Raw genomic sequence first — 25,065 nt, forward strand, 5'->3', positions numbered from 1 at the left:
CACGTCGCGAATGAACGATCGCCGGTCAGTCATGCTGTTTTAATAACTGCGCACATTTATCGCGCAGGAAATCGCGCAACTGCAGCACCAGCGGCGTCACCTGCGCCCGGTGCGTGCAGACCAGGTGCAAGGGCGTGGCCTCGCCCGCCACGTCGGGCAACAGCGCTTGCAGGCGGCCGGCGTCCAGGTCGCCCGCCACGTCGAGCCGCGACTTATAGGCGATGCCCAGTCCCGCCACGGCCCAGCGCCGCACCAGGTCGGCGTCGTCGGCGCTGCGGTTGCCGCTCACGGACACCGTCACTTGCTCGCGCTGGGGCAGGCGGTAAAAAGTCCAGCGGTCGTGCAAGCCGTCTTCCAGCGCGAAGCGCAGGCAATTGCGCTGCGACAACTCTTCCAGCGCCAGCAGGGGGCCGTATTCGCGCAGGTAGGCGGGCGACGCCACCAGCACCCGGTCGTTGGCGGGTGCGATCGGCATGGCGATCAGGCTCGAATCGTCTTGCTGGCCATAGCGGATGGCCACGTCGACTTGCTGGCGCACCATGTCGGCCACCCGGTCGCTGACGCTGAGCTGGTAATGCAGTGTCGGATGGCGCAGCTGAAATTCGTCCAGCCAGCCCAGCATCAGGTTGCGGCCCAGGTCGGAGGGCATGGCAATTTTCAAGGTTCCGCCGAAACTGTCCTTGCCGGCCAACAGTGCATCGTGGCCTGCGCGCAGCAGGCGCAAGGCTTCCCGCGCATGTTCCAGGTATTGCGTGCCTTCCGGCGTCAGGCTCAGCGAGCGCGTCGTGCGGGCCAGCAGGCGCAAGCCCAACACGCCTTCCAGGCGCTTGACGGCGGCGCTGGCCAGCGCGGGCGAGATGCCGATCTCGCGCGCGGCCGCCGACAAACTGCCCCGGTCGGCCGTGCGCACAAATACCTGCAAGTCATCGAGTCGCAGCAATTTTCAACATTCCTTTGAAAGTGTTTCGGTACGCGCCCCCTGTTTCCAGGGCGGCATTGCCACCATCATACGGTATCCACTCAACGAGGAAGCACATGAAAGCCATCGCCTACCACCACAGCCTGCCCATCACGGACGCCGACGCCCTGCTCGACATCGAGCTGCCCGTGCCCGTCGCCACGGGGCGCGACCTGCTCGTCGCCGTCAAGGCCATTTCCGTCAATCCCGTCGACACCAAGGTGCGCAAGAACCGCGCACCGAAAGAGGGCCAGCCGGAAGTGCTGGGCTGGGATGCGGCCGGCATCGTCACGGCCGCCGGCCCCGACGCCACCCTGTTCCATGTGGGCGACAGGGTCTGGTACGCGGGCGCCATCAACCGCCCCGGCAGCAACAGCGAATTCCAGCTGGTCGACGAGCGCATCGTCGGCCACATGCCAGCCAGCCTCGATTTCGCTCCGGCCGCCGCCCTGCCGCTGACGGCCATTACGGCCTGGGAATTGCTGTTCGACCGCCTGCAGCTCAGCCGCGACAAGAGTTTGACGGGCAAGTCGCTGCTGGTGATCGGCGCGGCCGGCGGCGTCGGCTCCGTGCTGGTGCAGCTGGCGCGGCAATTGACGGGTGTCACCATCATCGGCACGGCCTCGCGCGCGGAAACGGCGGACTGGGTGAAGGGATTGGGCGCGCACCACGTGATCGATCACAGCCTGCCGCTGGCGGGGGAAATCACGCGCCTGGGTTTGCCGCCCGTCGACTATGTGATCAGCCTGAACCAGACCGACCGGCATTTCGACCAGATCGTGGAATTGATCGCGCCGCAAGGCAAGTTCGCCCTGATCGACGACCCCGAGCACATCGACGTGCGCAAGTTCAAGGGCAAGAGCGTGTCGCTGCACTGGGAACTGATGTTTACCCGTTCGCTGTTCCAGACGCCAGACATGGTCAAACAGCATGAACTACTGGAAGAGCTGGCGCAGCTGGTGGACGCCGGCGTCATCAGGACGACCCTGGCAGAGCGCTTCGGCACGATCAACGCGCAAAACCTGAAACGCGCGCATGCCCTGTTGGAAAGCAATACGGCAAAAGGGAAGATCGTGCTGGAAGGGTTCTAAATTCAGGTAATCAGGATGGCCCGGAAATCATTGACATTCGTCAATGTCGGGCCCGTGACCACGCTGTCTCCCAGCGCCTGGAAGAAGCCGTGGCCATCGTTGTTGTCCAGGCTGTCGCGGGGCTTGATGCCCAGCGCCCAGGCCCGTTGCAGGGTGTCCGGCGCCAGGACCGCGCCGGCGATGTCTTCCTGGCCGTCGACGCCATCCGTGTCGCCGGCCAGCGCGTGGATGCCCGCGTGGCCATCGAGCGCGATGCCCAGCGCCAGCAGGAATTCCACGTTACGCCCGCCGCGCCCGTTGCCGCGCACGGTGACCGTCGTTTCGCCGCCCGACAGCAGCACGCACGGTGCGGGAAACGGCTGGCCCCGCTGCGCCGTTTGCAGCGCGATGCCGGCCATCACCTTGCCCACGTCCCTCGCCTCGCCTTCCAGGCTGTCGCCCAATATATACGGCGTGACGCCGGCCGCGCGCGCCACCTGCGCCGCCGCTTCCAGCGCCATCTGCGGCGTGGCGATCAGGGTCGTGCGCGTGCGCGCCAGGCGGGGATCATCGGGTTTCACGGATTCGCCGCGCCCGCTTTCCAAGGTGGCGCGTATGCTGTCAGGCAAGTCCATGCCATAGCGGCGCACGATGGCCAGCGCATCCTCGCATGTCGTCGCGTCGCCCACCGTGGGGCCGGACGCGATGTCGCCCAGCTTGTCGCCGGGCACGTCGGAAATCGCCAAAGTGATGACCTGCGCCGGATGGCAGGCGGCTGCCAGGCGCCCGCCCTTGATGGCGGACAAATGGCGGCGCACGCAATTCATTTCGCCGATGGTGGCGCCGGACGCCAGCAGCGCGCGGTTCAAGGCTTGCTTGTCGGCCAAAGTGATGCCATCGAGCGGCAAGGCCAGCAGGGACGAGCCGCCGCCCGAAATCAGGCACAGCACCGTATCGTCCGCCTGCAGGTTGCCGACCAGTTCCAGCATGCGGCGCGCCGCATCCATGCCGGCCTGGTCCGGCACGGGGTGCGACGCTTCCACGATCTCGATGCGTTCGCAGGGCACGGCATAGCCGTAGCGCGTGACGACCAGCCCGGACAGCGGCCCCGGCCAGTGCCGTTCCACGGCGTGCGCCATGGCGGCCGACGCCTTGCCGGCGCCGATGACGATCAAACGGCCCTTGAGCGCTGGCGGCAGATGGGGCGGTATGCAGTGCGATGGCTGGGCCGCTTCGATGGCGGCCTGGAACATGGCTTGCAGCAAGGCGCGCGGCGCCGGGGTAGTCGTCATTGTCAATTCCTCCGGTTCGATGGCAGCTTCGTTCAACGGTTCACGATGCGCGCGGGAACGCGCAGCACCAGTATGGCGCCCAGCAGCATGACTGCGGAAAGAATATACAGGGCCACGTCGGTGCCGCCCGTCGCATCCTTGATCCAGCCGACGAGGAAGGGGCTGACGAAGCCCGCTACCTGACCCAGCGAATTGATCAGCGCCAGGCCGCCGGCCGCCGCCGCGCTGCCGAGAAACGCCGTCGGCAAGGGCCAGAACATGGGCAGGCCGGACAGCGCGCCCATGGTCGCCAGCGACAGGCCGATGAGGGCGACGACCACGTTGCCGTGTGCCTGGGTGGCCAGCAGCAAGCCGCACAGCGCCATCAGCAGGGGGCCGCTCAAATGCCAGCGGCGTTCCTTGTGCTTGTCGGCCGAACGGCCCACCCAGATCATGAAGATGCTGGCGCACAGGTAGGGAATGGCGCTGACCCAGCCCACAGCCACGGGGCTGGCGAAACCCAGCGACTTGACGATGGTGGGCAGCCAGAAATTGATCGCGTACACGCCCATCTGGATGCAGAAATACACGAGGCCCAGCATCCACACGTGCTTGTTGCGCAGCACGCTGGCGAAGGTGTCGGCCGTATTCGCGCTGTTGCGGCGCTGGCGTTCGTCCTCGTCGAGGTCGGCGCGCAGCAGCTGCTTTTCTTCCGCATTCAGCCACTTCGCCTGGGCGATGCCGTCGTTCAGCAGCACATACACGAGAAAGCCCAGCAGCACGGTGGGGATGCCTTGCAGCAAGAACATCCATTGCCAGCCGGCCAGGCCGCCGTGGCCGGCGAACGATTGCATCATCCAGCCCGACAGGGGGCTGCCCAGCAAGCCGGAAATGGGAATGGCCGACATGAACAAGCCCATGATGCGGCCCCGGCGCGAAGCGGGATACCAGTTCGTAAAGTACAGCACGATGCCGGGGAAGAAACCCGCCTCGAACACGCCCGTGATGAAGCGCAGCGAGTAAAACGCGGCCGGCGTGGTGACGAACATCAGGCAGGCCGAGGCGATGCCCCAGGCGATCATCAGGGTGCCGATGACCTTGCGCGCGCCCAGGCGGTGCAGCAGCAGATTGCTGGGCACGCCGCTGGCCACGTAGCCGATGAAGAAAATGCCGGCGCCCAGGCCGTACACGCTTTCGCTCCACTGCAGCGCATCGAGCATTTGCAGCTTGGCAAAGCCGACATTCACCCGGTCCAGGTAATTGAACAGGTAGCAGATGAAGATGAAGGGGATCAGATGCAAGGTGACCTTGCGGTAGGCGCCTTCGCGCACGCGGTCCTGCGCGGACGCGCCGGCGGACAGGCTGGCGCCTGGATGGGTGGTCATGGGTGTCTCCTGACTATTTTTTTATGGGATGCGACCAGCCCATCGTACAATTGCCCACAGAAACAGTCATCGTGCGGATGCATGAAGAAACATATTGTTGAATCCGATGATTCCATGCAAATGCACAAAACCAGAAGGTGAACACCATGCCGAGCATCGATCCCCCATTGGCGCAGGACATCGTCCGGCGCACCATGCACATCATTCCCTTCAGCGTCAACGTGATCGATGCGCGCGGCGTGATCCTGGCCAGCGGCGACCCGCAGCGCGTGGGCGACCTGCATCCGGGCGCGCAACTGGCGCTGGCCCGGCACGCCAGCGTGGAAATCGGCGCGGCCGACATGGCCAGGCTGCCGGGCACGCGGGCCGGCATCAACCTGCCCCTGACGGTGCGCGGCGAGATTTGCGGCGTGCTGGGCCTGACGGGCGAGCCGGACGCCGTGCGCCAGTTCGGCGAACTGGTGCGGGCCATGGCGGAAATGATGCTGGAGCAGGCGCGGCTGGTCAGCGAGTTGCAGCATGAAAAGCGCTACCGCGAGGAATTCGTGTTCCAGCTCGTGTATCGCACGGGCATTTCCGATGCCAGCATGCAAGCGTGGGCGGCGCGCCTGGCGCTGGACTTGCGCGTGCCGCGCGCCATGTTCGTGCTGGAAATACCCGATGCGGGAGAAGGTCCGGGCGAGCGGCTGGACCAGGTGCTGACGCAGCTGCAGCAAGTGCAGTCCGACCTGTCGGCGCGCTGGCCCGCCCTGCTGATGGCCGTCGTCTCGCCGGGCGAACTGGTGCTGCTCGACGCCTTTCCCGCCAGCGGCCCGCAGCAGGCGCGCGCGGCGCAGGCAAGGCAGCGCCTGCTCGAACTGCACCAGGTGGCGCAGCAGGCGCTCACGCCGCCCGCCACCCTGTCCATGGGCGTGGCCTTGCCGGGCCTCGATGGCGCGACGGCGTCGTATGAATCGGCGAAGCAGACGGCGCGCGTGGGGCGCGCCCGCGATGGCGCGCAAACCACTTTTTCCTACCTGGAACTGAGCCTGCCCGTGCTGCTGTCCGGCCTGCAAGCCGGTTGGCAGGCGGAGCAATTGCGCCAGACCCTGGCGCGCCTGCAGGCGCACGACCGCAAGTCCGGCACCCTGATGCGCACCCTGGCCGCCTGGTTCCGCCACCACAGCCACCCGATGGCCACGGCCAGGGCCCTGCACATCCACCGCAACACGCTCGATTACCGGCTGCAAAAGATCGCCGAACTGACGGGGCTGGACCTGGACGACACGGATGACCGCCTGCTGCTGTATGTCGCCCTGCAACTGAATTGACGCAGGCCCGTCTACAATGGCGGCTGACCGCACAACAGGAATAGCATGAACGACGCCTTCGAATGGACCAGCCTTGCCCGCACTTTCGGGCTGTTTACCGTCACGGCCGTGGCCGAACTGCTGGGTTGCTACCTGCCCATGCTATGGCTGAGCAACAAGGGCAGCGCCTGGCTGCTGTTGCCGGCCGCCGTCAGCCTGCTGATCTTCGTCTGGCTGCTGACCCTGCATCCGGCCGCCAGCGGCCGGGTGTATGCCACGTATGGCGCCATCTATATCGCCACGGCCTTGGGATGGCTGTGGCTGGTGGACGGCGTCACGCCCGCCTGGACCGACATCGCCGGCGTGGGCCTGGCCCTGGCCGGCGCCGCCGTCATTGCCATGGGGCACAAAGCGGCTTGATTTTCCTCAAGCGGCATGCGCGCGGAAGTTTGTTTCCGCCGACCATGCCGCGCTGGCGCGGGCCAGCAGGACGGCTTCGCCATCGGCCAGCCAGTCGTCCGCATCGGCGATCTTCCACATGGCTTGCAGCAGCTTGCGGCGCAAGTCCGGGTCCGTGATTTCATCGAGCAGGCTGTCGATCACGCCATGGGCCAGTTGCACGGCGCCATGCACGGTCGACGTCAGCATGTCGTCGCACAAGTCTTGCAGCAGTTGCTGGAAGGCGGCCGGCTCCAGGTCGATATGCTCGAGGATCTTGCTGCGATGCATGGCTTGCAGCTCGGCGCTGGCCAGGTTGCCGTCGACCACCATCATCAGGGCCAGGATACGTCCCGCTGCCTGGGGACTGTTCGCTTCATAGGTACGCATGATTTTCTACTCTTTCTATTAGTCAATTAAAAGGCACGCCACCGCCAGGCGGGGCGCGCCGTACAGCATTTACTTCTTGTCGCTGCGGGTGATGAACACGCTGGCTACGCAGCTCGACACGATCAGTACCGCCACCACCAGCAAGGACGCTTCCACCGGCACGTGGTACCACGGCATGATCAGCATCTTGGCGCCGATGAACACCAGCACCATCGCCAGGCCATACTTGAGCATGTGGAAGCGGTCCGCCACATCCACCAGCAAGAAATACAGTGCCCGCAAGCCCATGATGGCGAACAGGTTCGACGTGAAGACGATGAACGGGTCCGTCGTGATGGCGAAGATCGCCGGGATCGAATCGACCGCGAACACCAGGTCCGTCACCTCGATCAGGATCAGCACGAGGAACAGCGGCGTGACATAGCGCAAACCGCCCTTTGCCACGAAGAAACGTTCGCCATGGTCGCCATCGGCCACCCGCAAGTGGCGGCGGGCAAAGCGCAGCACCGGGTTGTTCGCCACGTCCGGCTCCGCATCGGCCGCCACCAGCATGCGCATGCCCGTCACCAGCAGGAAGGCGCCGAACAGGTACAGCACCCAGCTGAACTCGCTCACCACCCACGCACCGGCCATGATCATCACGGCGCGCATGACGATCGCGCCCAGCACGCCATAGATCAGCACGCGGCGCTGGTACTGGATCGGCACCTGGAAGGCGCTGAAGATCAGCAGAAAGACGAACACGTTATCGACCGACAAGGCTTTTTCGATCAGGTAGCCGGAGAAAAATTCCAAGGCCTTCTGGTTGGCGATCTCGGGACCGGCCGTGCCGTTCAGATACCACCACAGTCCGCCGTTGAACAGCAGGGCCAGGCTGACCCACACGAGCGACCACGTCGCCGCTTCCTTGACGCCCACCTTGTGCGCCTTGTTGCCGCCGAAGACGAACAAGTCCAGCGCCAGCATCACCAGGACGAAGGCGATGAAACCGGCCCACATGGGTGCCGTTGCAATACTTTCCAGGCCGTTCATCGGCGGCCTCCGCAATGCTCTGTTTGTATTCTGAAGTCCATGGCACTCTCCTTGCATGAATTGAGCAGCCATCATAGCCTTCTTATAAACATCGAACAAATCGAATATAATTTAAGAATACATCGAAAAATTCGATGTATTTATTTTCCGGGAAACACCATGTCCACACTCAACTTCAAGCACTTGCGCTATTTCTGGATGGTGGCCAAGACGGGCAGCATCGCCCGCGCGGCCGAGCAGCTGCACCTGACGCCGCAATCGATTTCCGGCCAGCTCAGCGAATTTGCCGACACCCTGGGTGTGGAACTGTTCCGCCGCAGCGGGCGCCAGCTGGAATTGACGGACACGGGCAGGCGCATCCTCAGCCATGCCGAAAGCATTTTCAGCACGGGCGATGAATTGCTGGAAATCGTGCGCGACCAGTCGCGTACGACGACGACGACCTTCCGCGTCGGTTGCGCCGATTCCGTCTCAAAACTGATCGCCTGCCGCCTCGTCGCGCCGGCGCTGGGACTGGCCGAACCGCTGCGCATCATTTGCCGCGAAGGCCGGCTGGCCAGCCTGCTGGCGGACCTGGCCGTGCACCGGCTCGACCTGATCATGGCTGACCGTCCCATGCCGGCCCACTTGAGCGTGCGCGGCTTTAACCATTTGCTGGGCGAAAGCGGCATGACCCTGTTCGGCACGCCAGCGCTGGCCGCCACCCTGACGGGGAGCTTCCCGCAATGCCTCGATGGCGCGCCGCTGCTGCTGCCCGGCGAAGACTTCGCCATCTACGGACGCTTGCTGCAGTGGCTGGGCGACAACAAGCTGCACCCGCGCATCGTCGGCGAGTTCGACGACAGCGCCATGATGAAAGCCTTCGGTCAGTCCGGCGCCGGCCTGTTCTTCGCGCCCACCGTCATCGCGCCCCAAGTCTGCGAACAATACGCCGTGGTGGCGCTGGGCCGGGTCGACAGCCTCGTCGAGCAAGTGTATGCGATCACCACGGAACGGCGCCTGAGCCACCCGGCCACCATCGCCATCAGCCAGAGCGCGCGGCGCGAGCTGTTCGTGTAAGCGTGCCGTGCAAGCCGGTTCAGTCGCCTACGACGATCTTGCCCGGCTGCCCGCCCCGCTCCAGCAGCGCGTGGGCGCGCCGCAAGGTGGCCGCATCCATGGGCGACAGGCGCTGCCGCACCGTGTGGCGCAGCACGCCGTCGTCCAGCAGCCGCGCCACGCGCTGCAAAATGCGGTGCTGCTCCAGCATATCGTCGGTGGCAAACAACGGCCGCGTAAACACCATTTCCCAGTGCAGCGAGATGCTCTTGCCCTTCAGCGGCGCCGCGTCGAAAACATCGTGGTCATCGATGACGGCCAGCTTGCCGTGCGGCGCGATCAGCTCCACCAGCGCCGCGACATGCTGCGCCGTGTGCGACAGGGCGGCGACGTGGCGATCACCGTAAAACCCGTCAGCTGGCGCGCCAACTGGATCAGCATGGAACCGACGCCGCCCGCGCCGCCCAGCACCAGCAAGCTGCCCCGCGGCTGCATGTCGCCGGGCGTGATGGCAAAGCGCTCGAACAGCAATTGCCACGCCGTCAGCGCCGCCAATGGCACGCTGGCCGCCTGCGCAAAGTCCAGCGACGCCGGCATGGCCCCCGCGATGCGCTCATCGACCAGATGGTATTGCGCATTGGCGCCCGCGCGGTCGAACGACCCCGCGTAATACACGGCTTGACCCGGCGCAAACAGGGTGACTTCGCTGCCCACCGCATGCACGGTGCCGGCCGCATCCCAGCCCAGGCTGACAACATTGTCCGGCACTGTGACCCGCCCGGCGCGCACCTTGGTGTCGAGCGGGTTGACGCCCATTGCCCGCACCCGCACCAGCACGTCGCGCGGGCCGGGCACGGGCATCGCCCCCTCCACGTCGAACAAGCCATGTTCGTCGCCCACGCCGCTGCCCTTGTTGAAACCGATCGTCTTCATTGCCACCCCCTGTAGATAAAAGCCCATGGTAAGCAGCCATGCAACAAAGAAAAATATGCTTCAATGCGTTTCACTGCTGACAAAACTGTCATGAATCATGCAAAACCAGGAAACAGATAATCTCTCCGGCGTGGCCCTGTTCGTGCAACTGGCCCAGGCGGGCAGCTTTGTCGCCGCCGCGCGCCAGGCCGGCATTTCGCCGTCGGCCGTCAGCAAGAGCCTGGCCCGGCTGGAGCAGCGGCTGGGCGCGCGCCTGTTCCAGCGCAGCACGCGCCAGCTGAGCCTGACAGCGGAAGGCCAGCTGTTTTTGACGCGCAGTGAACGCATCCTGGCGGAAATGCAGGCGGCGCAGGAAGAGCTGGCGGGAGCGCGCGCGCCGCGGGGACGCCTGCACCTGGGCTTGCCGGAACTGGGCGGCGCATTCCTGCCCGCGCTGGCCGATTTTGCCGCGCAGCACCCCGCCATCGCGCTGGAGCTGGACTTTTCCGACGCGCTGGCCGACGTCGTCGGCGACGGCTTCGACGCCGTCATCCGCATCGGCGCACCGCGCGATTCGCGCCTGGCCGCGCGCAAGCTGGGCCAGTTCCGCTCCTGCCTCGTGGCTTCCCCCGCCTATCTGGCGCGCCACGGCACGCCGCAGCATCCCCTTGAGCTGCAACAACATGCTTGCCTGCACTACCGCTTCCGCCACAGCGGCAAGGTGGAGCAGTGGCGCTTGCGCCAGGACGAAGGCGAGGCTGCGCCGGACTTGCCGCAATCCATGATCTGCAACAATGTGGAAGCGCGGCTGCACTTTGCCCGGCAAGGCCTGGGCATCGCCTGGCTGCCCGACTTTCATGTGCGCCCGGCACTCGCTGACGGCAGCCTCATCGAGGTGCTGAAGGATTACGCCATCAACGACCATCCTGCCCACGGTTGCTGGCTGCTGTGGCCGTCCGGGCCGCACCTGGCGCCAAAAGTGCGGGCGCTCGTCGATTTCCTGGCCGAGGCGCAGCTGTTGTCGTCAATTGCCCACAAATAAGGCAGAGGAAAAACATTCGGACAAATATATCTTTATAATGGCAAGTCTTCCCGACGCCCTGCGCGCCCCTTCCTGGACTTGCCGCAATGAAGCACTTGCACGATATTCCCTCTGCCTTCAAGCATGAATTTGCCAACCCGCGCCTGTGGTGGTCGCGCGCCGTCGTCGTCGGCATGGCCGCCATCGCCGGTCTCGTCGTCGTGGGCTTTACGTGGCTGGCCGAGGAAGCGCTGGACCTGTTCCTGTTTTTTAACGGCAAGGCCTGGTGGTTCGCCCTGCTGTGGACGCCCGTCTGCGCCGCCCTGCTCGTGTGGCTGACGCGCCGCTACGCCATGGGCGCGGCTGGCTCCGGCATCCCGCAAGTGATGGCGACACTGGACCCGGCCGTGGCGCCCGAACAGCGCTCGCTGTTTGTCTCGTTGAAACTGAGCGCCGCGAAGATCGGCCTGACGGCGGGCGGCTTGCTGGGGGGACTCTCGCTGGGACGCGAAGGCCCGTCCGTGCAAATCGCCGCCGGCGTGATGCTGGCCGCGCGCCGCTGGCTGCCCCGCCACTCGCAGGTGAGCGCCCATTCCCTGCTGGTGGCGGGCGGCGCGGCCGGCATCGCGGCCGCCTTCAATACGCCGCTGGCGGGCGTCATGTTTGCCATCGAGGAACTGTCGCGCTCGCCCGAGCAGCGCAACAGCGGCCTCATCGTGGCCGGCATCGTGCTGGCCGGCATGATGGCCGTGTCCATCCACGGCAACGCCACCCACTTCGGCATCATCCACCCCGGCCCCATCGGCCTGGCGCTGGCCTTGCCGGGTTTGCTGGTGACCCTGGTCGCGGGCGTGGCCGGCGGCCTGTTCGCCCGGCTGCTCTTGGCGTCCGCCCGGGGCAATCCGCTGGGGAAATTATCCGCGTGGAGAAAAGGCCGGCCCGTGCTGTTCGCCGCCGTCTGCGGTGTGCTGGTGGCGGCCATCGGCATCGCCAGCCATGGCGCCACGTTCGGCAGCGGCACCGTGGCCACGCGCGCCATGCTGGAAGGTTCGTCCGACGTGGCGCCCGCCTTCGTTGCCTTCAAATATGTGGCGACGTGGCTGACCGTGTGGTCGGGCGTGCCGGCCGGCATCTTCGCGCCCTCCCTGGCCATCGGCGCCGGCATCGGGCATGACATTGCGCAATTGCTGCACTACCCGCACGCGCCCGCCCTGATCGCGCTGGGCATGGTGGGCTTCCTGGCCGCCGCCACGCAGGCGCCGCTGACGGCGTTTATCATTGTCATGGAAATGGTCGACGGCCACGGCATGGTGCTCAGCCTGATGGCTTGCGCCGTCGTCGCCAGCACGGTGTCGCGCGTGCTCAGCGAACCGCTGTACGGGGCGCTGGCGCAGTTGCAGCTGCAACGGCTGCCCGCGCCACCGCACTAGAAATTGCGGCAGGCGCGCAACAGGCGGCCATCCTGCCACTCGCAGATGGTGCGCGTGCCGTCGCCGGCCCAGGCCCGCTCCAGGCCCTGCTTGCGCCCGCGCGCATAGTCCACGGCGTGGCGGGGCGAGCCGTCCGCATGCCATTCGCGCCACGCGCCATGCGGCTCGCCATCGCGGTAGGAAGCGAGCCGGGCCAGCGTGCCGTTCGCATGCCATTGCCTGTCCTCGCCCTGCGCGCGGCCCTGCGCATCCTGCCGGCGCTGGCGCAGCGGCGTGCCATCGTCGCGCCAGCTTTGCGTGCTCAGCATGACGCCATCGTCGAACAGGTTTTTCTGGTCCAGCTGGCCATTCGCGAAATACAGCAGCGACCAGCCCTGCGGCTTGCCATGCAGGAAATTGAGGCGCGACATTTCTCGGCCGTCCGGCCACCAGGCCTGGTGCAAGCCGTTGCGCTGGCCGTCCAGATACGGTCCCCGCTCGGCCAGCCGGCCATCCGCATGAAACGCCGTCACTTCACCGGTCAGCACGCCATCGGCGAAATGCGCGCGGTTGCTGACCTGGCCATGCTCGTCAAAGCTCAGGAATTCGCCATCGGCGGGCTGGCCCGCCTGGTACAGCAAGGCATGCCTCAGCTGGCCATTCGCATGAAAGTGGCTGTGCAAGCCGTCGTACTCGCCGTCGCGGTACGCCTTGCGGCTCTTCACCGTCCCGTCTGCATAGTATTCCACGTTCACGCCATTGAAATCGCCCTCCCCGTTGCGCTCTTCCTGCAGGCCCAGCTGGCCATCGGCAAAATACACGCTGCGCTGGCCGGTGTAGCGCGGCGACGCCACGTCGGTGCCCAGCAGCCAGGCATCCATGTGCAGCTTGCCCGACGGCTGCGCGAAATGCAGCTGCCAATGCCAGGCCTGGCGGGCCGCATCGTGGCGCAGCGGTGCGCGCTGCTCATACACGGCCGCGGCGGGCGCCACAGGCTGGTAATCCCCGTCAAAATATAGGGACGCCGGCGACGGTTCGGCAGCCACGGCCGGGGTGGCCGGGGCATTGTCCAGGGCGTTGGCCATGGAAACGGGCGGGGAACCGGCCAGGACAGCGGCCAGCAAAACGGAAGTGTATATCTTCAATGCATGCTTTCATCAACGGTGCGACGGCGCCGATGATACGGGCAAGCGGGGCGGTGCGCCACACGCTTGCGCGTGACTACATGGTGAACGGAAACGGCTGCATACCCGCCTGCCGGTCATCGGGAGCGACGACGGCCAGCAAGGCGTTCAAGCCCTGGTTCAGGTGCGCCAGGCTGTCGGGGTCCAGCTGGGCCAGCGCACTGGGCAGCAAGCCGCGCGCCGGCTGCGGCGCACCGGCGATGACGGCTTGCCCTTCCGCCGTCAGGGTCAGGGTGACCACGCGCTGGTCTGGCTGGTCGCGCGCCTTGCGCACATAGGTTTTTTTGACCAGCGCCTCGACCAGGTTGCTGGCCGTCGTCTGGTGGATCGACATCTTGCTGGCCAGCTCACCCATGCGCAAGCCCGGCCGTTCCAGCAATTCCTGCATCACCCACAATTGCGCGCCCGACACGCCGCATTGCTTTTCGATTTGCGCCGAGTGGCGCTGCGCCGCGCGCATGACGACGCGCATGTTTTGCAAGGCCATGCCTTGCGCCCTGGCCATCGCCGAAACTTCCGCTTCCACCACCATTGCCTCCAGTTATCCTGCCGGCTTCGCGCCTGCTGGCGGGCCGGAATCCCTGCATGATACCTGCAAAGGCGGACGACTCCTAGCGCATGGAAACTGGCTCTCCGGCTTGCCACGCCTGCTCCAGCACCAGCTTGCCGGCCTGGTCCCAGTGGCGCTCGATGCCGTGCTTCTTGCCGTGTTCGTACGGCACGATCTGCCGCAGGCTGCCGTCGTCGTACCAGGCCTGCAGCAAGCCGTGGCGCTGGCCTTCGACAAACGGGGTCACGCTGGCGCGCGCGCCGTTGGCATGCCAATCCGTCGTGTCGCCGTGGTCACGCCCCTGCGCGTCTTTCTGCCATGCAAAATTGGGCCGGCCATTCGGGGCCCACGTTTGCAAGCTGAGCACGGCACCCTTCTGGTACAGGGTCTTGTTCGACACGACGCCATTGCCATGGCTTTCAAACGACCAGCCGTCGGGCTGGCCGTGCACCCACACGGTGCTGGCCAGCACCTTGCCATCCTGCGCGTACATGACGAACTCGCCCTCGCGCTGGCCATCGACGTAGCGCCCCTTCCGGAACAGCTTGCCATCCGCATAAAACGATTCCTCCACGCCATCCATCTGGCCATGGCGTCGATACGAGCGGTTGCTGACGGCCCCATTCGCGCCATACGACACTTGCTCGCCATCGGCCATCTCGTCGCCGTGATACAGCGTGCGGCTCATCAGCTGGCCATTCTGGTGATACGTTTCCGAGATGCTGTCGCGCCCGTTCGGCAACGCGGTCACCCGCTGCTGGACCTGGCCATTCTCGAAGTACACGCTGCCGCCGAGCAGTTCCTCGCCCTGGGCATCGAAGTAGGTTTCGCGCAGCAGCTGGCCATTTTCATGGTAATACTTGCGAAACTTCACGAACTTGACCTGGCTCAAGTCCAGGTCCGTGGCATAGGTTTCAAAGGCCGGCACGCCCGGCGTGTCGGGAAATTCCAGCCGCACATGCCAGGCGCCCAGCGCCTCGTCGCGCACGGGCGGCGTGCGCAGCGCATACACGGCGCCACGCTGATTGCTGGGCATGAAATTTTCATCCAAATACATGGTCCGGTCTTCCTCCTGTAGCGTTGGCGTCGGCGTTTGCCCTGCGGGCTGTGCCTGTGCCGCCAGCGGCAAGGCCAGGACCATGCCCAGCAAGGCGGCCAGGGCCACGCGTGTCTTCTGTCGTGTGTGCATTGTGTTCCGTTGCAATGTTATCGTGCGGCGGCCATCATAATGGAAAGCAACGTTTTTCCCCGTCACGAAAGAAATCCATGCACTTGCCCTCCGCCCCCAGCGACACACAGATACTGGACATCATCGACGCCTGGATCGCCGACCTGGCGCGCGGCGATTACGCGTGCGCCCATGCGCGCACGGCGCACGACGCGTATTACGGCTGGACGCCGGCGCTGCTGCGCGCCGTGATCGAGGGTTATGGTTCGCCGCAGCCGTATGCGGATGGCAGCGTGTATCGCGTCACGCCAGCGGCGCTGGCCAGCGGCGCGCCGCACGAACGCTGCGTCGAGCGCCCGGCAAGCGAGGATGGCGGCGTGGCGATCGCCGAAGCGCGCCACGCCCTGCCACTGAACGGCGCCTGGTCGGACCTGACCGCCACCTTCCGCGTGGAAGGCACGGCGGCTGGCGCCATGCTGGTATTACAGGAAATTCACGTGTTCTGAGGTTCTAGGCCGCGCCATCCTTGACGGGCGACAACTGGCTCGCATGCAGGCGCGCATACGCGCCGCCCTGCTGCAGCAAGGTGGCGTGGCTGCCCGATTCCACCAGGCGCCCGCCCTGCATGACGACGATGCGGTCGGCGCTTTCGATGGTCGACAGGCGGTGGGCGATGACGATGGTGGTGCGGTTGCGCATCAGCACTTCCAGCGCCGCCTGCACGGAACGTTCCGACTCCGTGTCCAGCGCGCTGGTCGCTTCGTCCAGCAAGAGAATCGGCGCGTCCTTGTACAGGGCGCGCGCGATGGCCAGGCGCTGGCGTTGCCCGCCCGACAGGCGCGAACCGTTCTGCCCCGCCTGGGTTTCGTAGCCTTGCGGCAACTGCATGATGAAATCGTGCGCATACGCGGCGCGCGCCGACGCTTCGATGCGGGCCTGGTCCGGGGCCGGGTCGCCATACGCGATATTCGCCGCCATCGTGTCGTTGAACAAAATCACATCCTGGCTGACGAGGGCGAACTGGCGCCGCAGGGCCAGCAAGGCGTAATCGCGCAGGTCCACGCCATCGAGCAGGATCTGGCCGCCGCTGACGTCGTAAAAGCGCGGCAGCAAGCCCAGCAAGGTCGTCTTGCCGCCGCCGGAGCCGCCCACCAGGGCCACCGTTTCGCCGGCGCGGATGTCGAGCGTGATATCGCTCAAGGCCGTGGGCGCATCGGGATCGTCGCTGTTGTAGCGGAAGTTGACGTTCTGCAAGGACAGATTGCCCTGCACCGTGACCGGCGCGATGGTGCCCGGGTCCGGTTCCAGCGGCGTGTCGATCAAGCCGAAGACGGACTCGGCCGCCGCCAGGCCCCGCTGCAGCGGCTCGTTGATCTTCGTCAAATTCTTGATCGGCGACTGCATCGCCATCAGCGCGCCCATGAAGGCGACGAAGGCGCCCGGCGTGATGGCGCCGCTTTGCGCGCGCAGCATGGCGAAATAGATCACGGACGACAGGGTAATGCCGACGAGCATCATGATGAAGCCGGAATTCATGGCCGAGGTGGCGGCATGCTTGACGGCCAGCTGGCGGTTGCGCTTGACGACGTTGACGAAGCGCGCCTGTTCATAATCCTGGCCGCCGAAGATTTTCACCACGCGCTGGCCGCCGATGCTTTCGTCCAGCACGGACGTCAGCTCGCCCACGGCTTGCTGCGAACTCTTGCTCAGGTGGCGCATGCGGCGGCCCGCCAGGGTCACGACGATGGCCACGATGGGCATCGACGCCATGCAGAACAGGGCCAGTTTCACGTCGATGCTGAACAATAAAATCAGGTAGCCGACGGTGGCGACGGAATCGCGCACCATCACGTTGAGCACGTTCAAGCCCGCCTGCGACACCTGGCTGGCGTCGAAGGCCACGCGCGACTGCGTCAGGCTGGTGGTGGTGGTGTCGAAAAAGCGGCTGGGCAGGCGCATGATGGTGGCGAACATCTTTTCGCGCAAATCCGCCTGCACCCGGCTCGATAACCAGACGGAACCGTAATCGCCGGCAAAGCTCGACACCATGCGCAACACGGCCAGGCCCAGGATGGTGGCGGGAATCACCCACAAGTCCACCTGCCCTGCCTGTGCCGGCAAGAAACGGTCGACCCAGCCCTGCAGCATGCCCATCACGCCGGACGCGGGCGCGGCCTGCGTGCTGGCCGTCGCGCGCATGGCGTCGACGACGTTTTGCAGTTGCCTGATTAATAACACATCGGTGGCGGACGCCACGCCCACGGCCAGCAAGGTGGCGGCAACGATGGCGCCATAGCGGCGAAACTGGCCGGCCAGGCGGAAGAACAGGAGGCGACTTTGCTGCATGCAGATGGGAAAAAGAAGGTAAAACGTGATTCTAACCGTTGCGGGTGGCTTTCCCCCAAGAAAGTAGAGCAGCATGGCTTGCGCGCCTGGCCATGGTGACAATTGGAGATGGTGATGGTGAAAATACGACCTACACTTGCTGAGCTAGCTTAACGATGCCGAGACATCGGGACTGGCCCTACACGCCGCGGGCCTGGCGGCGCACCCCATCCTTCCTGGAGATACCATGAGCGTTCCCATCTACAAAGTAAAGGCCGTGCACCTCGCCATCGACAAGAGCCTTCCCCCGCATTTGCATGTGAGCGCGATCGGCGAAGTCAGCTCCGGCGGCTGGCAGGCGATCCCCCTCGCACCGCGCGTCTACCTCAAGCCGCCGCAGGACGGCATCCAGGACCTGGACTTCGGGGCGACGCCGCCCAGGGGCAGCGAGTCCGTGATCCAGGTCATCCTGCCCATCGTGGCAGGCGCCGTCCTTGCCCTGCCGGACTGGCTCAAGGGCGTGCGCGTCCATGCCAGAACCAATGCGGTGGTCACCTTGCTCACCGACGAGGCATGCTTGCACCAGGTGGCAGCCATCAACCACGACTAGGCAGCCGCAGCGCACGCTGCGGGCAGTCATCGCGACGCCGTCCTCCCGGCAAGGCAGGGCGGCGGCCGGTGCTTATTGTTTTTTCACTTTCCAGGCGGCCGTGCCGGCCTTGCAGACCGTCAGCTTGAGGGTCTGTTCCTGGCCCTTGGCGCTCAAGCCCACCTGTACCTTGCGGCAGGTTTGCTCATCCGTCTTTTGCGTGTCGCTGGCCGTGATGTCGGCGGCGATGCGCACGGAATTGCGCAAGCCTTCATTGCTCCATTGCACGGTTTCGCCATCTTTCTTGTCATTGAGCACGTCGGTGACGGCCTTGACGAAGACGGGCTTGTCGTTCTTGTTCAGGTAAGCCATCGGCGTATCGGCCAGGAAACCCAGGCCGACGGCGGAAGCGGAAGCGCTGAAGACGACGCTGCCGAAGATCAGGGCGGACAGCAGTGTGGCGGGACGTATACGCATGGAAAACTCCTTTAAAGTAGAAATAGGGACCGCCGGGGCGGCCCTCAGCCGGGGTCCGCCGGCGAAATGCCCGCGGCCAGCAAGGCATCGATGCTGGGCACGAAATAGATCGCCGACGACAGCGCCGTGGAAAAATCCAGCAGCCGGTCCGTCTTGGTGACGCCATCATAGCCTACGCCGTACATTTGCCGCAGCATGCCCATGGTCACGGTGATGTCCTTGCAAAAACCGACAAACATGACGCCCGCCTCGGTTGCATTGGCGTAATTGGCGTTGCGGCGCACGATATCGACTTCCTCGCCATCGCGGATGAACTGGTTGCGGCCCACGTGGGAATCGACGGGCAGCGGCGACAATTCATGGCTGCCGGCCTTGGTGCGGCCCCACACCTGCTCCGCCGCGTGCACGGGCAAGGCGCGCAGGCGCTCCACGTCCATGCGCCATTTCTGCAGCAACACGGTGGAACCGCCCGCGCCCGCTTCACCGTCCGGAATGATGGCCACGCCGTTGGCGCGGAATGGATTCGGGTTGGCGACGCCGTCGGCAAAGCCGTCAAACGTCACATTGTTGTGATACGGAAAACACACCTGTTCGCTGGCCAGCTCGGCGAAGGGACTCAGCAAGGTGAGCGTCGTGCGCATGCTGTCGTACAGGGTGGCCGCGTTCGACTGCGTGATCCAGACCCAGAAATCGTGCTGGGTGGCCGGCGCCGTCTTGCCGTTGGCGCCCACCAGGTCGTGCGCGAACGATGCCATATTGTCCGGCACGCAGCCTGGGCACGCGGCGCGCCACAGTTCGGGCTTAAATCCCAGCACCACATTGGCCGTGCCGCCCGTCAACTGATGGTGGCGGTTCAGGGTGGGGTCCAGGATGCCCGTGACGTCGGATTCCCACAGCTTGCCCAGCCGCTGGAACAGCTGCCGCATGTCGACGCCGGCCTTCACCTTGAACTGCAAATGCACTTCGTCGCGCGCGACGACAGACAGCATGCTTTGTGGAATTGCCATGACAGAGGTTCCTCTTTTTCGTTTCTATGTGGATCTTAAACCAGAAGTGCCGGATGGCAGTTTCATTTTGGCAACATGCGATAACTGTAACTATAGGTAGTCATGAATTGGACGATAATGCAATGACGTAGAGCAAGAATAAGAATGGATACCATTGCATGAAATTGTATGAAAAGCTCGTCAGCGACATCGAGCAACTGGTGGCCAAGGGCGTGCTCTTGCCCGGCGAACGCATTCCGTCCGTGCGCCAGACCAGCCAGCAGCACAAGCTGAGCATCACCACGGTGCTGCGCGCCTACGTCAAGCTGGAGGGCATGGGCGTGATCGAAAGCCGGCCCCAGTCCGGCTACTTCGTGCGCCAGCGGGCCGGCGACACCGCCGCGCCGTCCATCTGCATGCAGGCATCGCACCCCAGCCCCGTGCCGGCGGAAGTGCACGTGAGCCGCCTGGTGCTGTCGACCCTGCGCTCGATCGGCTTGCATGACGCCATCCCGCTGGGCTCGCCCTACCCCGACCCATCGCTGTTTCCCTGGGAACGCATCAACCAGTATGCGGGCGCGGTGGCGCGCCGCAACCGCGCCTGGAACGTGACGGACGACCTGCCGCCGGGCAACCCGCAACTGATCCGCGAAATCGCCCGCCGCTACATGGAAAACGGCCTGGCCGTCGATCCCGACGAAATCATCGTCACCGTGGGCGCCACGGAAGCGATCAACCTGTGCCTGCAAGCGGTGGCCAAGCCGGGCGACACCATCGCCGTCGAGTCGCCCACCTTCTACGCCATGCTGATGGCCGTCGAACGGCTGGGCATGAAGGTGGTGGAAGTGTCCACCGACCCGTATGAAGGCATCAGCATCGAAGCGCTGGCCGACATCATGGCCCGGCAGCCGATCGCCGCCGTCATGGTGATGCCGAACTTCCAGAATCCGCTGGGATTCCAGATGTCCGACCAGCGCAAGCGGGCCTTGTACCAGTTGCTGGAGCAGCACGACGTGCCGGCCATCGAAAACGGCGTCTACAACGAGCTGTATTACGGCGACGCCCACCCAACCTCGCTCAAGTCCTACGACCGCAAGGGCCTGGTGCTGCATTGCTCCTCGTTTTCCAAGAGCCTCAGTTCCGCGCAGCGCGTGGGCTGGGCCCTGGCCGGACGCTACCGGGGCAAGGTGGAGGAACTCAAATTCCTCAACACCCTGGCCACGTCCTCGTTTCCCCAGCTGGCCATCGCCGAATACCTGCAAAACGATGGCTACGAACAGCATCTGCGCCGCACCCGCAAGGCGTATGCCCAGCAGGCGCGCATCATGGCGGCCGCCGTGCAGCGTTTCTTTCCTGCTGGCACGAAAATCTCGCACCCGCAGGGCGGCTACGTGCTGTGGGTGGAATTGCCTGGCGACATAGACTCCATGCAGCTGTACCGGCGCGCGCTGGAATGCAAGATCACCGTGGGTCCGGGGCGCATGTTTTCCGTCAGCCAGGCTTACAAACATTGCATCCGCCTCAACTACAGCTATCCGTGGAGCGTGGGCGTGGAACAAGCCATTATTCTTCTCGGCAAACTCATCACCGAATTCCTGTAGGCATTTCACGCAGTCCCGTCACCCGCCCACCAGCGACATGCGCACGGTGGGATACTGCTTGCGCCCGCCAAGCTGGGCCAGTGCGCCGCGCACTTCCGAATAGCGGTCGCCGCGGCGCTGCCAGTGCTGGCGCAGCAGGCTTTCCAGACCTTGCGCGGAATCAAGCCGGGGCCGCAGGTCGAGGCCGTCCTGGGCGAACAAGCACGTAAACAGCTTGCCGTCCGACGACACGCGCACGCGGCTGCAGTCGCCGCAGAACGGCTGCGACACGCTGGAAATGAAGCCCACTTCGCCGCCGCCATCCAGATAACGGTAGCGGCTGGCCGTTTCGTGCGAGACAGGCTTGCCTTCGCCCAGCGACACGAGGGGGAACTCGGCGGCGATCAGCGCGCGCGCCGCCTCGGACGTGACGACATGCGTGCGCGACCAGGCGCCGATGCCGCCCACGTCCATGAATTCGATCAGGCGCAGCACCACGCCCGTGTGGCGGAAATGGCGCGCCAGCGGCACGATCTGGCTGTCGTTGACGCCTTTCTGCACCACCATGTTGACCTTCACGGGAGTCAAGCCCACGGCTTGCGCCACCTCAATGCCGTGCAGCACTTTTTCGACGGGAAAGTCGACGCCATTCATGCGCTGGAAAATGCCGTTATCGAGGCTGTCGAGACTCACGGTGACCCGCTCCAGGCCCGCATCCTTGAGCGAACGCGCCTTGGCCGCCAGCAAGCTGCCATTCGTCGTCAGCGCGATGCTCACGGCGCGCCCGTCCGGCGTGGTCAGTTTCGCCAGCGCTTCGATCAGCTGTTCCAGGTTCTTGCGCAGCAGCGGCTCGCCGCCCGTGATGCGTATCTTGTCGACGCCGAGGCGCACGAAGGCGCGCGCCATCGTCTCGATCTGCGCGAAGGACAGGCGTTCGCTCGATGGAAGAAACGGGTAGTCGCTGGGGTACAGCTCGGCCGGCATGCAATAGGTGCAACGGAAGTTGCACTGGTCGATCACGGAAATGCGCAAATCCGTCAGGGGGCGGCCCAGCATATCCACGCACGGTTCGATATGGCTTGGCTGCCGGAGCGCCGGCTGCGGATACAGGATGGTGTTCATGGTGCTTCCCCTCGATAGGCATTCGTCTGGAAGTAGCATAGGACGAATGGGGGCAGGCAAAGAGGTACAGTCCGGCTCCGGCCGATAGAGTACAGACGCGCCGCTACTCCTCTTGCGGTGGAGCAAAGACGCTGGCGCACAGTTCCGCGCCCGCCGCGCTGAGCAGCGCGCTGCCGCCGCCGCTCTCCGCCGTCGTCACGCTCACCAGTCCCGCGCTGGACAACGCATTGAGCTGGCGCAACAAAGTGCTCATCTGTACCCCCGCCCGCTTGGCCAGCTTGGCCAGCGACCACGGCTTCTCCGGCGCCTCCTGCCGCGCTTCCCACAGCAGCGCCAGCAGCGCTATCAGGGCCGCGTCGATGCCGTCTTCCTTGTCTTCCTTGTGCATGTTTTTTCTCCTTGTCCACATCATAGATCACGGCCGGCGCCGGCGCGACCGGCATCGTCATCTTGCCATCTGTACTCTGTTTTTTTGTCCGGAACTGTGCGCCTACGGGGCAAGCCGCCGCCCCTACCATGTGATTGTCCCATCGCATATCACCAGGAGAGTCATCATGAGCAAGCCAAAGTCCGACGCGCGCATCGCGCCCTACACCCATGCCGCGGCCGGTTGGGGTGCCCTCAAGTACGTGGCCATCAACCTGTTCAAGGAAAAAGTCAGCGCGGGCAATTACCGTTCGCTGTTCGAGCAAAACCAGCCCGACGGCTTCGACTGTCCCGGCTGCGCCTGGCCCGACCGCGAACACGCGTCCACGTTCGAATTCTGCGAAAACGGCGTCAAGGCCGTGGCCGCCGAATCGACGAGCAAGCGCGTGCGCCCCGAGTTTTTTGAAGAGCACACGGTCACCGCATTGATGGAACAGTCGGACTATGATCTGGAACAACATGGCCGCCTGACGGACCCCATGGTGTACGACGCGGCCAGCGACAAATACCAGGCCATTTCCTGGGACAACGCCTTCGCCCTCGTGGCGCACCACCTGCACGCGCTGGACGACCCGAACCAGGCCGCCTTCTACACGTCGGGCCGCGCCAGCAACGAAGCGGCTTTCCTGTATCAACTGTTCGTGCGCGCCTACGGCACGAACAACTTCCCCGACTGTTCCAACCTGTGCCACGAAGCGACGAGCCGCGGCTTGCCGGAAACGGTCGGCATCGGCAAGGGCACGGTGCTGCTGGACGACTTCGAGCATGCGGACACCCTGCTGCTGTTCGGCCAGAACCCGGCCACCAACCACCCGCGCATGCTGGGCGAATTGCGCGAAGCGTCGCGCCGCGGCGCCACCATCGTTTCCATCAATCCGCTGCACGAGCGGGGCCTGGAGCGCTTCACCAGCCCCCAGCATCCGCTGGAAATGCTGACGGGCGGCAGCACGAACATCTGCTCGCTGTTCATCTGCCCCACCCTGGGCGGCGACTTCGCGCTGATCAAGGCCATGGCCAAGCGCGTCGTCGAACTCGATGATGAAGCCATCGCCCATGGCCAGGAGCGCGTGCTCGACTGCGATTTCATCGCCGAACACACGAGCGGCTTCGACGCCTTCGCCGCCGACCTGCGCGCGGAAAGCTGGGACTTGCTGCTGGCCGAATCGGGCGTGGCGCGCGACAAGATCGAAGAATTGACGCAGATCTATGTCAAGGGCAAGGCCGTCATTTCGACCTGGGGCATGGGCGTGACGCAGCACAAGAATTCGCTGGCCACCGTGCAAATCCTGTCGAACTTGATGATGATGCGCGGCAATATCGGCAAGCGGGGCGCGGGACTGTGCCCCGTGCGCGGCCATTCGAACGTGCAGGGCGACCGCACCATGGGCATCGAGGAACAGCCGACCAAGGAATTCCTCGACCGCCTGGGCCTCGTCTTCAACTTCGAGCCGCCGCGCCACCACGGCTACGACGCCGTCGGCACCATCGAAGCGATGCTGGAGAAGAAGGTGAAAGTGTTCGTCGCCCTGGGCGGCAATTTCTCCATGGCCACGCCGGACACGCCGCGCACCTGGGACGCGCTGCGCTCCTGCGACCTGACCGTGCACATCGCCACCAAGCTCAACCGCAGCCACCTCGTGCACGGCAAGGATGCGCTGATCCTGCCCACCCTGGGACGCACGGAAATCGACGTGCAGTCGGGCGTGGCGCAAGGCGTGACGGTGGAAGACTCGATGAGCATGGTGCATATCTCGTTCGGCATGAACCAGCCCGCCTCGCCCAATCTGCGTTCGGAAATCGCCATCGTGGCCGGCATGGCGCAAGCGACCCTGGGCAGCGAGAAGATCGACTGGCTGCGCTATTCCGGCAACTATGCCTTGCTGCGCGATTCCATCGAGCAAGTGTTCGATGACTTTTTCGACTACAACTTGCGCGTGGCCAAGCCGGGTGGTTTTCACCTGGAAATCGCCTCGCGCGAACGGGTATGGAAGACGGAAAGCGGCAAGGCGCAATTCCTCGTCAACGCAGTGGAACTGGACACGCCGATCCACCGTGCACGCCAGCAATATGGCGAGCGCCTGATGGTGCTGATGACAACACGTTCGCACGACCAGTACAACACGACCATCTACGCCATGGACGACCGCTACCGTGGCGTCTTCGGCCAGCGCCGCGTCGTCTTCATCAACAAGGACGACCTGGCCATGCTGGGCTTTGCGGCCGGCGACTGGGTCGACCTGATCGGCGTGTGGCACGACGGCATAGCACGCCGCGCCGACCGTTTCCTGCTGGTCGAGTACGACATCCCGCGCGGCTGCATCGGCGCCTACTATCCGGAAACCAATCCGCTGGTGCCGCTCGACAGCGTCGGCTACGGTTCGCGCACGCCGACCTTCAAATCCATCCCCGTGCTGCTGTCGCCTTCGGCCGCAGTCAGCTGAACAG

At 64.9% G+C, this 25,065-nt stretch carries 23 protein-coding genes and 1 pseudogene; 10 read left to right on the top strand and 14 right to left on the bottom strand.

What is annotated here, in order from left to right:
* Window positions 1-25: 25 nt before the first annotated feature.
* Window positions 26-940, bottom strand: coding sequence for a LysR family transcriptional regulator (locus O3300_RS16080; RefSeq protein ID WP_305053500.1), 915 nt, complete (start codon window positions 938-940; stop codon window positions 26-28).
* Window positions 941-1,035: 95 nt separating this feature from the next.
* On the opposite strand from O3300_RS16080, the gene O3300_RS16085 reads away from it, so the two are divergent.
* A complete protein-coding gene (locus O3300_RS16085; protein ID WP_305053501.1) occupies window positions 1,036-2,049 on the top strand; it encodes a zinc-binding alcohol dehydrogenase family protein in 1,014 nt (337 codons plus the stop codon).
* A 2-nt stretch (window positions 2,050-2,051) separates the two neighbouring features.
* On the opposite strand, the gene O3300_RS16090 is transcribed toward O3300_RS16085, so the two are convergent.
* Window positions 2,052-3,320: a glycerate kinase gene (locus tag O3300_RS16090; protein WP_305053502.1), complete on the bottom strand. Its 1,269-nt coding sequence runs from the start codon at window positions 3,318-3,320 to the stop codon at window positions 2,052-2,054.
* A 32-nt stretch (window positions 3,321-3,352) separates the two neighbouring features.
* The gene (locus O3300_RS16095) at window positions 3,353-4,684 is read right to left on the bottom strand and encodes an MFS transporter (protein ID WP_289906458.1); all 1,332 of its coding nucleotides are present in this window, start codon (window positions 4,682-4,684) and stop codon (window positions 3,353-3,355) included.
* 146 nt (window positions 4,685-4,830) lie between these two features.
* On the opposite strand from O3300_RS16095, the gene O3300_RS16100 reads away from it, so the two are divergent.
* Window positions 4,831-5,994: a sugar diacid recognition domain-containing protein gene (locus tag O3300_RS16100; protein WP_289912025.1), complete on the top strand. Its 1,164-nt coding sequence runs from the start codon at window positions 4,831-4,833 to the stop codon at window positions 5,992-5,994.
* 45 nt (window positions 5,995-6,039) lie between these two features.
* Window positions 6,040-6,393 carry a YnfA family protein gene (locus O3300_RS16105; protein ID WP_099664910.1) on the top strand — a complete coding sequence of 118 codons (354 nt, stop codon included), beginning with the start codon at window positions 6,040-6,042 and terminating at the stop codon, window positions 6,391-6,393.
* A gap of 6 nt (window positions 6,394-6,399) precedes the next feature.
* On the opposite strand, the gene O3300_RS16110 is transcribed toward O3300_RS16105, so the two are convergent.
* Together O3300_RS16110 and O3300_RS16115 are read right to left on the bottom strand one after the other, a co-directional pair.
* Window positions 6,400-6,801 carry a TerB family tellurite resistance protein gene (locus O3300_RS16110; RefSeq protein WP_077401482.1) on the bottom strand — a complete coding sequence of 134 codons (402 nt, stop codon included), beginning with the start codon at window positions 6,799-6,801 and terminating at the stop codon, window positions 6,400-6,402.
* Between the two features lie 69 nt (window positions 6,802-6,870).
* Window positions 6,871-7,833 (bottom strand): TerC family protein, encoded by a 963-nt coding sequence (locus tag O3300_RS16115; protein WP_034759011.1) that lies wholly within the window; start codon window positions 7,831-7,833, stop codon window positions 6,871-6,873.
* Window positions 7,834-7,992: 159 nt separating this feature from the next.
* Between O3300_RS16115 and nhaR the strand changes: the two genes are divergently transcribed.
* Complete coding sequence (gene nhaR / locus O3300_RS16120; protein WP_305053503.1) at window positions 7,993-8,892, top strand: transcriptional activator NhaR; 900 nt, start codon at window positions 7,993-7,995, stop codon at window positions 8,890-8,892.
* A 19-nt stretch (window positions 8,893-8,911) separates the two neighbouring features.
* On the opposite strand, the pseudogene O3300_RS16125 reads toward nhaR, so the two are convergent.
* Window positions 8,912-9,804, bottom strand: a pseudogene (locus O3300_RS16125) (zinc-binding alcohol dehydrogenase family protein).
* Window positions 9,805-9,901: 97 nt separating this feature from the next.
* On the opposite strand from O3300_RS16125, the gene O3300_RS16130 reads away from it, so the two are divergent.
* Window positions 9,902-10,825 (top strand): LysR family transcriptional regulator, encoded by a 924-nt coding sequence (locus O3300_RS16130; RefSeq protein WP_305053504.1) that lies wholly within the window; start codon window positions 9,902-9,904, stop codon window positions 10,823-10,825.
* 86 nt (window positions 10,826-10,911) lie between these two features.
* Window positions 10,912-12,234 (top strand): chloride channel protein, encoded by a 1,323-nt coding sequence (locus O3300_RS16135; protein WP_305053505.1) that lies wholly within the window; start codon window positions 10,912-10,914, stop codon window positions 12,232-12,234.
* On the opposite strand, the gene O3300_RS16140 is transcribed toward O3300_RS16135, so the two are convergent.
* The 3 genes from O3300_RS16140 to O3300_RS16150 all read right to left on the bottom strand — a co-directional run bounded on the left by O3300_RS16140 (window position 12,231) and on the right by O3300_RS16150 (window position 15,136).
* Window positions 12,231-13,358, bottom strand: a complete 1,128-nt coding sequence (locus tag O3300_RS16140) for a toxin-antitoxin system YwqK family antitoxin (protein ID WP_305053506.1) — start codon at window positions 13,356-13,358, stop codon at window positions 12,231-12,233. The two genes, O3300_RS16135 and O3300_RS16140, sit on opposite strands and share 4 nt — an antisense overlap.
* Before the next feature lie 76 nt (window positions 13,359-13,434).
* Window positions 13,435-13,929, bottom strand: a complete 495-nt coding sequence (locus O3300_RS16145; protein WP_099664914.1) for a MarR family winged helix-turn-helix transcriptional regulator — start codon at window positions 13,927-13,929, stop codon at window positions 13,435-13,437.
* A gap of 79 nt (window positions 13,930-14,008) precedes the next feature.
* Window positions 14,009-15,136: a toxin-antitoxin system YwqK family antitoxin gene (locus O3300_RS16150; protein WP_305053507.1), complete on the bottom strand. Its 1,128-nt coding sequence runs from the start codon at window positions 15,134-15,136 to the stop codon at window positions 14,009-14,011.
* A gap of 77 nt (window positions 15,137-15,213) precedes the next feature.
* Here O3300_RS16150 and O3300_RS16155 point away from each other — a divergent pair, with 77 nt between their 5' ends.
* Window positions 15,214-15,621, top strand: a complete 408-nt coding sequence (locus O3300_RS16155) for a hypothetical protein (RefSeq protein ID WP_305053508.1) — start codon at window positions 15,214-15,216, stop codon at window positions 15,619-15,621.
* A 4-nt stretch (window positions 15,622-15,625) separates the two neighbouring features.
* Here the strand turns inward: O3300_RS16155 and msbA are convergent, their stop codons facing one another.
* Window positions 15,626-17,461, bottom strand: coding sequence for a lipid A export permease/ATP-binding protein MsbA (msbA, locus tag O3300_RS16160; RefSeq protein WP_251350808.1), 1,836 nt, complete (start codon window positions 17,459-17,461; stop codon window positions 15,626-15,628).
* Between the two features lie 226 nt (window positions 17,462-17,687).
* Here msbA and O3300_RS16165 point away from each other — a divergent pair, with 226 nt between their 5' ends.
* A complete protein-coding gene (locus O3300_RS16165) occupies window positions 17,688-18,050 on the top strand; it encodes a hypothetical protein (RefSeq protein ID WP_305053509.1) in 363 nt (120 codons plus the stop codon).
* A 72-nt stretch (window positions 18,051-18,122) separates the two neighbouring features.
* Here O3300_RS16165 and O3300_RS16170 read toward each other — a convergent pair whose 3' ends face one another.
* Complete coding sequence (locus O3300_RS16170) at window positions 18,123-18,506, bottom strand: hypothetical protein (protein ID WP_251350810.1); 384 nt, start codon at window positions 18,504-18,506, stop codon at window positions 18,123-18,125.
* A gap of 44 nt (window positions 18,507-18,550) precedes the next feature.
* A complete protein-coding gene (locus tag O3300_RS16175; protein ID WP_305053510.1) occupies window positions 18,551-19,513 on the bottom strand; it encodes a Dyp-type peroxidase in 963 nt (320 codons plus the stop codon).
* A gap of 158 nt (window positions 19,514-19,671) precedes the next feature.
* Between O3300_RS16175 and O3300_RS16180 the strand changes: the two genes are divergently transcribed.
* Window positions 19,672-21,093: a PLP-dependent aminotransferase family protein gene (locus O3300_RS16180; protein ID WP_305053511.1), complete on the top strand. Its 1,422-nt coding sequence runs from the start codon at window positions 19,672-19,674 to the stop codon at window positions 21,091-21,093.
* An 18-nt stretch (window positions 21,094-21,111) separates the two neighbouring features.
* On the opposite strand, the gene moaA is transcribed toward O3300_RS16180, so the two are convergent.
* On the bottom strand, window positions 21,112-22,194 hold the full coding sequence (gene moaA / locus O3300_RS16185) for a GTP 3',8-cyclase MoaA (protein ID WP_305053512.1): 1,083 nt from the start codon (window positions 22,192-22,194) through the stop codon (window positions 21,112-21,114).
* Between the two features lie 103 nt (window positions 22,195-22,297).
* Window positions 22,298-22,582: a helix-turn-helix domain-containing protein gene (locus tag O3300_RS16190; protein ID WP_305053513.1), complete on the bottom strand. Its 285-nt coding sequence runs from the start codon at window positions 22,580-22,582 to the stop codon at window positions 22,298-22,300.
* A gap of 166 nt (window positions 22,583-22,748) precedes the next feature.
* Between O3300_RS16190 and O3300_RS16195 the strand changes: the two genes are divergently transcribed.
* A complete protein-coding gene (locus O3300_RS16195) occupies window positions 22,749-25,061 on the top strand; it encodes an FdhF/YdeP family oxidoreductase (protein WP_305053514.1) in 2,313 nt (770 codons plus the stop codon).
* The last annotated feature ends 4 nt before the right edge of the window (window positions 25,062-25,065 follow it).

The sequence above is a fragment of the Janthinobacterium sp. SUN206 genome (genome assembly GCF_030587305.1).
Lineage (GTDB): Bacteria > Pseudomonadota > Gammaproteobacteria > Burkholderiales > Burkholderiaceae_D > Janthinobacterium > Janthinobacterium kumbetense.